The organism is Echinicola rosea, from assembly GCF_005281475.1.
Taxonomy (GTDB): domain Bacteria; phylum Bacteroidota; class Bacteroidia; order Cytophagales; family Cyclobacteriaceae; genus Echinicola; species Echinicola rosea.
In genome coordinates this window covers 5,983,288-5,995,000 of sequence record NZ_CP040106.1, presented here as the reverse complement: position 1 = coordinate 5,995,000, position 11,713 = coordinate 5,983,288, and the positions used below count along the sequence as shown (strand labels likewise).

Annotated in this window: 9 protein-coding genes and 2 rRNA genes (1 of these 11 cut by a window edge); 10 read left to right on the top strand and 1 reads right to left on the bottom strand. The window is 45.1% G+C overall.

Annotated elements, in window-relative coordinates:
* The 7 genes from FDP09_RS23380 to FDP09_RS23350 form a co-directional block, all read left to right on the top strand.
* Positions 1-964, top strand: a 23S ribosomal RNA gene (locus tag FDP09_RS23380); it begins 1,919 nt to the left of the window's first position.
* 94 nt (positions 965-1,058) lie between these two features.
* Positions 1,059-1,170, top strand: a 5S ribosomal RNA gene (rrf, locus tag FDP09_RS23375).
* A gap of 1,119 nt (positions 1,171-2,289) precedes the next feature.
* Positions 2,290-3,534, top strand: coding sequence for a dihydroorotase (locus FDP09_RS23370; protein ID WP_137404849.1), 1,245 nt, complete (start codon positions 2,290-2,292; stop codon positions 3,532-3,534).
* Positions 3,527-4,039 carry a DUF4199 domain-containing protein gene (locus FDP09_RS23365; protein ID WP_137404848.1) on the top strand — a complete coding sequence of 171 codons (513 nt, stop codon included), beginning with the start codon at positions 3,527-3,529 and terminating at the stop codon, positions 4,037-4,039. Before FDP09_RS23370 ends, FDP09_RS23365 begins: the two co-directional genes overlap by 8 nt.
* A gap of 11 nt (positions 4,040-4,050) precedes the next feature.
* Positions 4,051-4,593 (top strand): DUF4199 domain-containing protein, encoded by a 543-nt coding sequence (locus FDP09_RS23360; RefSeq protein WP_137404847.1) that lies wholly within the window; start codon positions 4,051-4,053, stop codon positions 4,591-4,593.
* Between the two features lie 7 nt (positions 4,594-4,600).
* Positions 4,601-5,563, top strand: coding sequence for a glycosyltransferase family 2 protein (locus FDP09_RS23355; RefSeq protein WP_137404846.1), 963 nt, complete (start codon positions 4,601-4,603; stop codon positions 5,561-5,563).
* The gene (locus tag FDP09_RS23350) at positions 5,563-6,513 is read left to right on the top strand and encodes a glycosyltransferase (protein WP_137404845.1); all 951 of its coding nucleotides are present in this window, start codon (positions 5,563-5,565) and stop codon (positions 6,511-6,513) included. Before FDP09_RS23355 ends, FDP09_RS23350 begins: the two co-directional genes overlap by 1 nt.
* On the opposite strand, the gene FDP09_RS23345 is transcribed toward FDP09_RS23350, so the two are convergent.
* Positions 6,503-7,276 (bottom strand): class I SAM-dependent methyltransferase, encoded by a 774-nt coding sequence (locus tag FDP09_RS23345; protein ID WP_137404844.1) that lies wholly within the window; start codon positions 7,274-7,276, stop codon positions 6,503-6,505. The two genes, FDP09_RS23350 and FDP09_RS23345, sit on opposite strands and share 11 nt — an antisense overlap.
* 193 nt (positions 7,277-7,469) lie before the next feature.
* Between FDP09_RS23345 and FDP09_RS23340 the strand changes: the two genes are divergently transcribed.
* From FDP09_RS23340 to FDP09_RS23330, 3 genes are read left to right on the top strand one after another with little or no spacing between them, the layout of a single operon-like run.
* Positions 7,470-8,852: an efflux RND transporter periplasmic adaptor subunit gene (locus FDP09_RS23340; protein WP_137404843.1), complete on the top strand. Its 1,383-nt coding sequence runs from the start codon at positions 7,470-7,472 to the stop codon at positions 8,850-8,852.
* 10 nt (positions 8,853-8,862) lie between these two features.
* Complete coding sequence (locus FDP09_RS23335) at positions 8,863-10,224, top strand: ABC transporter permease (RefSeq protein WP_137404842.1); 1,362 nt, start codon at positions 8,863-8,865, stop codon at positions 10,222-10,224.
* The gene (locus tag FDP09_RS23330; protein WP_137404841.1) at positions 10,217-11,713 is read left to right on the top strand and encodes a TolC family protein; all 1,497 of its coding nucleotides are present in this window, start codon (positions 10,217-10,219) and stop codon (positions 11,711-11,713) included. The genes FDP09_RS23335 and FDP09_RS23330 overlap by 8 nt, the downstream gene beginning before the upstream one ends.

Here is an 11,713-nt window from a genome sequence, read left to right as displayed (position 1 = left end):
ACTATAACGGTCCTAAGGTAGCGAAATTCCTTGTCGGGTAAGTTCCGACCTGCACGAATGGTGTAACGATCTGGGCACTGTCTCGGCCATGAGCTCGGTGAAATTGTAGTCGCGGTGAAGATGCCGCGTACCCGCAACGGGACGGAAAGACCCCATGAACCTTTACTGCAGCTTAGCATTGGCATTGGGCAAACAATGTGTAGGATAGGCCGGAGGCAGTGAAGCGGCGTCGCCAGGCGTTGTGGAGCCACTGTTGAAATACGGCCCTTTGTTTGTCGGGTGTCTAACCCGCGAATGTCGGGGACATTGCTTGGTGGGTAGTTTGACTGGGGTGGTCGCCTCCAAAAGGATAACGGAGGCTTCCAAAGGTTCCCTCAGCACGCTTGGTAACCGTGCGCGGAGTGCAATAGCATAAGGGAGCTTGACTGCGAGGCCGACAAGCCGAGCAGGGTGGAAACACGGGTATAGTGATCCGGCGGTACCGAATGGAAGGGCCGTCGCTCAAAGGATAAAAGGTACTCTGGGGATAACAGGCTGATCTCCCCCAAGAGCTCATATCGACGGGGAGGTTTGGCACCTCGATGTCGGCTCGTCACATCCTGGGGCTGGAGAAGGTCCCAAGGGTTGGGCTGTTCGCCCATTAAAGTGGCACGCGAGCTGGGTTCAGAACGTCGTGAGACAGTTCGGTCCCTATCTGTTGCGGGCGTGGGAAACTTGAGAGGATCTGACCTTAGTACGAGAGGACCGGGTTGGACGGACCGCTGGTGTACCGGTTGTGGTGCCAACTGCACTGCCGGGTAGCTACGTCCGGAAGGGATAAGCGCTGAAAGCATCTAAGTGCGAAACCCACCTCGAGATGAGGTTTCCGTACAGGGTTGTCATAGACGATGACGTTGATAGGCTGCAGGTGTAAAGCCGGAGACGGCATAGCCGAGCAGTACTAATAGCCCGAAAGCTTGCCTGTTCGGAGTTGTATTATCTTTGGTAATGTCGAAAGGCCAAAAAGGAAATAAAGATATTGTTCCGTCGCCTGAGAAATGTCGATGGGACGAAGAGCTTAGGGTGGTATGGCACGGGGGATCCACCTCTTCCCATCCCGAACAGAGAAGTTAAGCCCTGTCGCGCCGATGGTACTGGGGTTACACCCGGGAGAGTAGGTCGCCGCCCGCTTTTATACAGGCCCACCGCACAAGCGGTGGGCCTTTTCATTTTTATATGCCCCTGTAGGACCGGGGGATCCGGCATGGGGGATTTTGATCAAGCGGAAAAGTTGGGGCTGCCGGTTTTCTTACCGATAAGACCACCGTTAAAGAAATGCCACAATGTCCCAAAGGCTCCAAGTGCATGCTGGACCTGCGGTGAACCCGCATTTAATGCGGGTTAGTTTAGTGTGTATTTGGAAAAATGTGTTCAATCTTTTTTCCTTGGGCAGTTATCTTTCTTGCCAAATTCCCGGTTGGTTTTTCATCCCTCTACCGTTGTTGCCTTTTTGCTTCAGGTCAAAAAAGTAACCCGAAAACCCCGCCGCTACGCCACGGCGCACAGGTGTGCAGCTATTGGGCTAAAATTAAAACCTTCCCCCATGCAGGCAAACTCCTTCTTTTTGGCTGCCAAGTAGATGTTGTAAACTGGAATTGAAAGAATTTATGATTGCTTAGTGACTTGGAGCCTTGGTGGCGTATCACTGGTTCGATAAGCACATAAACTTATTGCTTACAGAAATATTGCTTGATCCACAATGTCCCAAAGGCACCAAGTGCAGGTTGGACCTGCGGTGAACCCGCATTATGCATTCGCCTTTCTATTACGAGCTGAAACTATTTCAAAATACCAAGTCAACATTCGTCCTACCTAGAAATATTGCTTGATCAAAAAGGGACCAAGTCATATTTTTTTGGCTTCACAGCAAGGAAACATTACAGATACCCTTTCTCGACAGTTCGCATTACAAATGCGGGATTAGAGATGGATTACAAATGCCCATTGTGCGGATCCGGGATTACAAATCCCGAACAGCTAAGTAAGGCGGTAGTGGATTTTGGACGAGATCGAGGTACAAAAAACACGGTTAGTCGTAGCTAAGGAAGTCTTTTATAACACAGAGATCAGCCAAAAGACGCACCGTAGTACACGTAGGTTTTGGTTTTACTTGACACTCGTCTTTTTGTTACATTATCGGACAGGGTTTGTGGTTGGGTTTAATAGATTAAAGGGGCTTTTTTTAATCTTTCGGATTATTAGGTTTATTTTTTAAGAAAAAAGTGCCAGTTTTGCACAAATATTTTAAGCATGGCAATTCTACTAAAATCACTAAAATTAATCCAAAAGGATACCGTCGGAACCCCATCAAACTATGCTTATGATGGAAACAAGATTAGCCCTTACGATGGAAATGAAAGCGGATTTGACGAAGTGATTGATTGTTCAGGGTGGCTCGGAAGTGCCGGTTGGATCGATCTAAGGTGTGGAGTAGGAGAGCCTGGATATGAGTATCAAGAGACCCTTGAAAGCCTAGATCAAGCGCTTCAGCATGCCGGATTTGTTCAGGCAGTATTGCTGCCCAATACATCTCCAGTTGTTCAGAGTAAAAGTGAAGTAGAATTTATAAAACACAGAAGCAGGGACTTTTTGACCAAGTTTCATATCCAAGCGGCGGTGACCAAGGATACACAAGGTGAAGATTTAACTGAAATATTGGACATTCACCATCATGGGGTCAATATTTTTGGTGATGGCATTGTTCCCCTTTCCAATTCTGACCGGATGATGAAGGTACTCCAATACCTCCAGAAGTTTGATGGAGTGTTGTTTGACCAGTCCTATGACCCATTATTGGCCATATTTGGTCAGATGCATGAGGGATTTACATCTACTTCCTTAGGGATGAAGGGTATCCCGTCACTTGCAGAAGAGGTTGCTATTCAAAAAAATATTGAAATCCTCAAATATACGGGTGGTAGTATCCATTTTCAGACCGTAAGTACAGCAAATGGTGTCGCAGCCATCAAGAAAGCAAAAGCAGAAGGGCTGAAGGTCACTGCTGATGTATCACTGTACCAACTGCTTTTTGTTGATGAGGATCTCAGCGATTATGACAGTAACTTAAAGGTGATGCCTCCGTTTAGGGAGAAGCCCGATCAAGAAGCATTATTGGAGGGACTTAAAGATGGTACCATTGATGCGATTGTGTCCAATCACCAACCCAAGGATTATGATGCCAAACATATGGAATTTGATCTGGCGGAATTTGGGATGAGTGGACTACAGGCCTTTTTGCCTGGATTGGTGTCTTTAGAGGCCAAATTGGGCTGGGCTTTAATGATAGATAAGATTACTGCCGGACCAGCTCGGATCCTTAAAAGTCTAGAAGAAGAAATGACCTCCCTTACAGTGTTTGATCCATCTGAAGAATGGGTGTTCAATAAGCAGACCAATAAATCGCTTGCAGCTAATTCCCCTTTCTTTAACCAACGCCTAAAGGGGAAGGTGAAAGTGGTGATCAACAAAGGTAAATTTGCTCGGTTGGATGACTAAGTACTTTAAAGGAAGTTATTTGTTTGGTGTAGTCGGTGGGGGATTTTGCCTGCTGGCCTTTTGGGTACTTCATTGGGTAGGTTTGGATCCTATTGGTTACACGTTGTTATTTGCTTGTCTGATCACCCCTGTTTTCGTCTTTATAGGAACAAAAAACTATCGTGATACCAATGGTGATGGTGAAATGTTATTCGCCCAAGGGATGACTGTTGGCTTTGTAGTTTACGGGTTGATTGCTTTGATTACGGCATTGGGAATAGCGTTATTCCTGCATATGGCTCCTGATCTATTCACCAGCTATAAAGCAGATAAAATAGCTTACCTCCAGGAAAAGGAAGTCTATATTACAGAAAATGTCAATAAAGAGGCCTTTGAAAGGGCCATGACGGAGCATGAGCACATGTCCATTAGCGATGTGGTGTTGGATGTGGTTTTGAAAATTTTTATACTGGAATTGTTCTTTACAATTATTATTTCGATAATTTTAAAAAGAATAAAAAACTAAATTTTGTAAATATGGAAACTCAAGAAACACCTTTTAAAGCTGCGCTGAGATCAGGATTGATCATTGGGCTTATTTCGTTAGTGATCAGTTACGTAGTTTATTTTATAAATGCTACCAGTCTTGCGTCAAGTTGGATGCTTCTATTGCTGGTTTTGTCATTTGTATTGGTTCTCGTATTTGGGTTTAGCTATAGGAAAGAGCTGGGAGGATACATTCCGTTTGGCGCTGCTTTTCAATTCTCCTTTTTTACGTTGGTCGTTGCAGGAATAGTAGGATTGTTTGGACAGCTCTTGCTTTTTCAAGTGATAGATCCTGCGTTACCAGGAGTATTGGCTGACCAACAAATGCAGAATACGATGGAAGTTATGGAGAGCTTTGGGGCAGCAGATGCCATGAGTACCGAGCAAATCGATGAGATGAAACAGGGCATGCTAGATGGATATACTGTTGGAGGCCAAATCAAGTCATTTGGCTTTGTATTGATCTTCTATGCAATTTGTGCATTGATTTTGGGAGCTATCATCAAAAGAAAAGAACCGACACCAAGTTATTAACAGTTAAATGACGCAAGTTTCGATTATCGTTCCCGTTTACAATGAGGAAGAATCTTTACCTGAATTGACCGCGTGGATAGGACGTGTAATGCATCAGCACCGTTTTAGTTATGAATTGATATTTATCAATGATGGCAGTTCGGATAAGTCCTGGGAAGTAATCGAATGTCTTGCTAAGCAAAATGGTCATATCAAAGCAATTGGTTTTAGCCGGAACTATGGCAAATCAGCTGCTTTGGATATTGGTTTTAGCAAGGCGTCCGGAGATGTGGTGATCACCATGGATGCGGACCTCCAGGACAGCCCTGACGAAATTCCGGCGCTATACGATATGATAAAGGAAGAAGGGTATGATATTGTGTCTGGCTGGAAGAAAAAGCGCCATGACCCCTTTACCAAGACGGTTCCATCAAGATTTTTTAACGGAGTGACACGCTTGATCTCAGGAATCAAGCTACATGACTTTAACTGCGGGCTCAAGGCCTATAGAAACAAAGTGGTCAAGCAAATTCACCTTTACGGGGAAATGCACCGTTATATTCCGCTAATTGCTAAATGGAACGGTTTTAATAAGATCGGAGAGAAAACAGTGGAGCATAGGGCCAGAAAATATGGTACAACCAAATTTGGGGTTGAAAGGTTTGTTCACGGTTTTCTGGACCTGATCTCAGTGTCTTTTGTCAATAGGTACCGTAAAAAGCCCATGCACTTCTTTGGGGCTTTGGGAACCGTATCCTTTTTTGGTGGATTCTTGATTACCTGCTGGCTTGTGTTCCAGAAAATCAGGGGAATGCGGCTTGGCCTTGAAGTGAGGGAAGTGACTGACCAGCCATTGTTCTTTTTATCACTAGTAGCGCTAATAGTGGGAGTGCAGCTCTTTTTGACAGGATTTTTGGCCGAAATGATGATTTCCACCTCTTCAAGAAAAGGAGATTATAATATTGACGAGAAGTTAAATTTCGGTCACTGATGTTTTTTTCAATCATCATCCCGGTTTATAATCGGCCTTACGAAGTTTCAGAATTACTCCAAAGCCTTTGTTGTCAGACTTACAGCAAGTTTGAGGTGATTATTGTCGAGGATGGCTCGTTGGAGGGATGTGAGGAGGTGGTTAGCGAATATCAAGATAAATTAACAGTACATTATTTCTATCAAAATAATACAGGGCAGGGATTTGCACGGAATTTTGGAATGGATCAAGCCAAAGGAGATTATTTTGTGTTTTTTGACTCGGATTGTGTGATTCCTGAAGACTATTTGGAAAATTTAGCGGAAGCCGTTCGTTCTCGGGGACTCCATGCCCATGGAGGTCCCGATAAAGCAGCCGAAGGATTTTCTGCTTTTCAAAAAGCCATTAATTTCAGTATGACCTCCTTTTGGACCACTGGGGGGATCAGGGGGAAAGTGGCAGATCCCAAAAAATACCAAGCACGGGGTTATAATATGGGGATGTCCCAAAAAGTGTATGCGGCAATTGGAGGTTTCATTGATCCGAACAAGGGGGAAGATATTGAACTGAGCATACGGATAAAAAAATATGGATTTAACTTGGAGTTGGTCAAAGAGGCTTATGTGTACCATAAACGAAGGAATGATTTTATTTCGTTCTTACGCCAAAGTTATTCGTTTGGACAAAACAGGGTGAATGTCAATAGGTTTCATCCAGGAGCCATTCAAGCGGTCCATTTGATGCCTGTCTTGTTTTTACTGGGTTTTTTAACCGTTGTTTTTAGTAGTTTGATATACGCTCCATTGTTTGCCGTGGGAGCTTCTGTCTATGGCTTATGGACCTTTGGTGTCTTGTGGTCATCCACCATCGGCAACCGTTCATTAAAGGTCGGTTTTTTGTCAATTTTGACGTCCTATGGACAGCTGTTAGCCTATGGGGCGGGGCTGGTTTGTGGGGTCCTTAAGAAATAACTGCCCCTTTGGTACAGTAAAAGATGATTTCGTTTGGGGGTAGGGCATGGGCCGTGATGGTTTCTTTCGGCAGGGTCTTTACAAATTGGTCTTCATGCACTTTCAGGCCTGATTGGGAGAGTCGCTGGGCATAATCATTTCCGTATTTTCGCACATGGTCTCTTTGCCCAAACATCTTTTCACGCTCGGCAGGAGATGTGACGCTCTTGTCTTCGAGGGTCTGAGGAATGTCATAAACGGGAGATTGGATGATGCCCCAGCCGTCCTTTTTGAGTACACGGTTGATTTCTTTACAGGCCAATAAGTCATCATCGACATGCTCCATGACGTGGTTACAGAAGACGACATCAAAATGCTGGTCCTCAAAGGGAATCTGATGGACGTCCATTTTGACTTTGGCCAGTGGGGATTCGATATCGCCCGTAATGTATTCGATATTGGGAAGCTTTTCGAAGCGATCGATAAAGCAAAGTTCCGGTGCAATATGAAGGACCTTAAGTTTGGCATCAAAGAAATTGGTCTGCTGCTCTAGGAATAGCCACATGAGTCGATGACGCTCTAGTGCAAGGCATTTAGGACATAGAGCATTTTCCCTTGCTTTGCGGCCATACGGCAAAAACTTACTGAATTCCCGCTTACAGACGGGACAACTAACATCGTGTCCCCGGTAGAAAACAGCCAATATCCTTAAAAATATATGACTGATGTGCTGCAAAAAACTTCGAGGAATATATCTAATGATAAAACTGATGATAGACTTCATAAACGCCCGTTTTTGGAGATTTTGCCGCAAGATAACAAATCATTGCATTTAAATTTAACATTTATTAATTAAGGTTTTAGTTTGAATTATTATGTCAATGGCTATATTTGAATTTAGTTGGGACGGTGCTTAGTTTTTAAAAATTTAATTTTGTAAACAATAATCTATAAATACACCTAACAGTGAAACTGTCATGAAAAAGAATTTATTATTTGTAGCGGTTGGAAGTGTGGTGGCCATATTGGTCCTGTACTTTATTTTTTCTCCCACTGCCTCCGGGGATGGAGCAGATATCATCGTTCCGGTAGAGAAAGGAAAATTTACCGTTGAGATAGCCACGACTGGTGAGCTAAAGGCATTGCGCTCGGTCATGATCATGGGTCCCACTAGGGCGCGGGAGTTTCGTGTAAACCAGCTTACGATAGAGCGAATGGTGGATGAAGGAACTGTTGTGAAAAAAGGGGATTTCATTGCTTCACTCGATAAGTCAGAACTCTTTGGAAAACTCAGTGATGGCCAGAACAATTTGGATTCTGAGGTGGCGCAGTATGAGCAGGCCAAATTGGATACTGCGCTGACGCTTCGTCAGGAGCGGGACAACATCCTTAATCTGGAGTACAATGTGGAGCAAAAGAAATTAGTACTGGAGCAGTCCCAGTACGAGCCACCGGCGACGATCAAGCAAAATGAATACGATTTGGAAAAAGCCGAACGTGATTTGGACCAAGCCAGACAGAACTATAAGATCAAGTTTAATCAAGCCCTTGCCAAAATGGCTGAACGGACGGCAAGGCTTCGTAAAGAAGAGCGTGAATTCCAGGCGATGAATGACCTATTGGAAGAATTTAACATCACCGCTCCGCAGGATGGTATGGTGATTTACAGGACCAATTGGGATGGAAACAAGATTGCCGAAGGCTCCCAGATCAGTGCTTGGAACCCTGTGGTGGCTACGTTGCCAGATTTGACAGAAATGCAGAGCATCACTTATGTGAACGAAGTGGAGATCAGGAAAGTAAAAGTGGGCCAAGAGGTGAAGATAGGATTGGATGCTTTTCCTGAAAAGGAATTTACCGGAAAGGTGACCCGGGTGGCCAATGTCGGCCAGCAGCGTCCAAATTCTGATGCAAAGGTGTTTGAAGTAGAAATATTGGTCAATGAAAGTGACCCCGTCATGCGCCCTGCCATGACCACGAGTAACACGATCATTGCACAGGAGCTGGATGAAGCTATATACGTACCCTTGGAGGCCGTGCATGTCCAAAACGATAGTATCAATTATGTGTACCTGAACAATGGCGTCAAACAAGAGATAAAACTTGGACTGTCCAATTATGATGAAGCGATTGTAGAGCTTGGTTTGGAAGAAGGGGACAAGGTGTACCTGTCCATACCTGACTGGGGTGGTAACCAGGAAGTGAAATTGCTGGAAGAGCTAAATGGCAAGCGTAACTTAAAAGAGGAAGGGGAAAAACCCACCCAATCTACACCTAATACGCCTGGTAAGGGTGGTCCACGTGGCCCGAGACAGGGCGCCGAAGAGGCAAAGTCAGGTAAGAAAGCTTCAAACTCTTAATTGTTGACTTATGTTTGGACCAAGACTTATGTCTAATTTTTACAGTGCCTTGGAGGCAGTGATGGCCAATAGGCTCAGGTCACTCCTGACGGCACTGGGGATTATTTTTGGGGTGGCAGCGGTGATCGCCATGATGGCGATCGGAAATGGCGCGCAACAAGAAATCCTGGAGCAGATCAAGCTGGTGGGGGTAAATAATATCATCATCGAACCGGTCGTGGAGCAGGTAGAGGAAGAGGTAAGTGACGGGCCTGGTTCAGGGCCAGGTGCCGAAAAAAACAAATTTAGCCCAGGCCTTAGGATGTTGGATGTGGAAGCCATCACAGAGGTGATACCCGGTATTCAGCGAATCAGTCCAGAGGTGATCATGGATACGCATATTGTGAAAAGTGGCATCAGGCGTTCGGCAAAGCTCGTGGGGGTGACACCGGAATATTTTAATGTGACAAATTTTAAGTTGCGTGAAGGCAGCATGTTTACGGAAAACAACCTTACCAATGGAGATCCCGTGTGCATTATCGGCCGTGGGGTTCAGACCAAGTTTTTCAGTAAGGAAAACGCCATTGGCAAACGAATCAAATGCGGCAACCAGTGGATGCGGGTAATCGGGATCTTGGAGGAGCGAATTGTCTCAGATAAAAGCCTCGCCAAACTGGGGATCCGGGATTTTAACATGGACGTGTATATTCCCATGCAGACCATGCTCGTGCGGTATAAAAATCGCGATATGGTCACTTCAGGAAGCTTGGTCTCCGGTAGGCAGGGCGTGGTAATTATAAACGGGGAAGTCCAGCAAAACACGTCCAATAAGCAGACCAATTACCATCAAATCGATAAGCTGGTGGTGCAGGTGAAAGAGAGCGGGATGCTTAACCCGACGGCTGAAGTATTGTCCAGGTTGCTGGAACGAAAGCATTATAATGTCATTGACTTTGAGATTACCATTCCAGAACTGCTCTTGAAGCAGCAACAACGTACCCAAAATATCTTTAACATTGTATTGGGGGCCATTGCTGGGATTTCCTTATTGGTAGGGGGGATTGGCATTATGAACATTATGCTGGCCTCTGTAATGGAGCGGATCAAGGAAATAGGCCTCAGGTTGGCTCTGGGGGCCCAGAAGACGGACATTATTCACCAGTTTCTTTTTGAGGCCATGATGATCAGTGTCAGCGGAGGGATCATTGGGGTGATCCTCGGGATTGTTTTGGCCAGCCTTGTTTCCCAATTTGGCGATTTTCCCACCATCATCACCATACCTTCTATTTTGGTCTCCTTTAGTGTGGCCGCTACCGTAGGATTGATTTTTGGAATAGCTCCGGCCAAACGCGCCGCGAGCCAGGACCCGATAACTTCTTTAAGACATGAATAAGCAAATCACATTCTTCGTTTTTATTTTCTGTTTGATGTTTAGTGTTCCGTGCCAAGTGAATGGGCAGGAAAGGATCAAATATACCTTGCAGGACATTATTGCCCGGGCAAAGTCCGTATCTCCTGCTGCACTAAGGGCCGAAACCCAGCGGCAAAACAACTACTGGCAATACCGGTTTTACAAGTCCAATTATAATCCGCAGTTGAGATTAAATGGTACCCTTCCGAGTTATTCCCAGGAAGTTCGAGGGGTAGAACAAAATGATGGATCGATAGAATATTTACCACTTGAACAAAGTACAGTGGATGTTGGTCTTGGCTTGGAGCAGTCCATAGCGCTGACTGGTGGAGAAGTATCCATCAATACGTCGGCAACAAGGTTTGATAATTACCTGACTGATAACCCAGATCAAAGGACCCAATGGCAGGGCGTTCCTGTAAATATCCAGCTCTACCAGCCGATTTTTGCCTTTAACCAATTGAAATGGGACAAGAAAATAGAGCCTTTACGATATGAAGAAAGCAAGAAAAGCTATGTAGAGGAAATGGAGCAGATCAGTCAAAGGGCCACGCAGTTGTTTTTTAATTATTTGGTAGCCCAGGTAGGGTACGATATTGCGATGCAAAACAAGACCAATACCGAAGCGATCTATAAAATTGAGAAAGGCCGGTATAATATCGGTACGACCACAGAGGACCAATTGCTCCAAGTGGAGCTACAGGTACTCCAAGCGGATCAGGATTTAACCTCGGCACAATTGTCCCTAGAGTCATCTGCACTTGCCTTGAGGTCTTATATTGGCTTGAATGAAAACACCCAGTTTGACCTGGTTTTGCCTGATGAAATCCCTGATTTTGTCGTGGATGTGGACAAGGCCATAAACTTGGCTTTTGAAAATAGCTCTGATGCAGTTAACTTTAAGATCCAGCGACTTCAGGCAGATGCGGAGGTGGCCAGAGCAAAAGGCCAGCGGTTTAACATGAGTCTAAATGCACGGTATGGGTATAACAATGCAGCGCAGACGTGGGGTGGTGTGTATGAAAACCCAGACCAACAGGCGGTCGTAAGTTTAGGGGTGAGTGTACCAGTGCTGGATTGGGGCAGAAATAAGGCTCGAATGGGAATCGCCAAGGCAAATAAAGAGTTAGTGAACTACACGGTCGATCAGGAAGTAATCAATTTTGAACAAGAGATTTTCACTAGGGTCAAGAATTTCCAGCAATTGAGAAGTAGGATTTTGATCAGTGATAAGGCTGATGAGGTGGCGGCCAAACGGTATGAGATTTCGCGGCAGCGTTACCTGAGCGGAAAGGTGGACATCACGAACCTCAATATTGCCCAGCAGGAGAAGGACTCGAACAGGAGAAGCTATATCCAGTCCCTGCAGGAATACTGGCAGGCTTATTACGAGTTGCGGCAGCTGACCTTGTACGATTTCCAAAACGAGGAACTGCTGTATAACCCTAATTTGGAGGAAGAGCAAGAATAA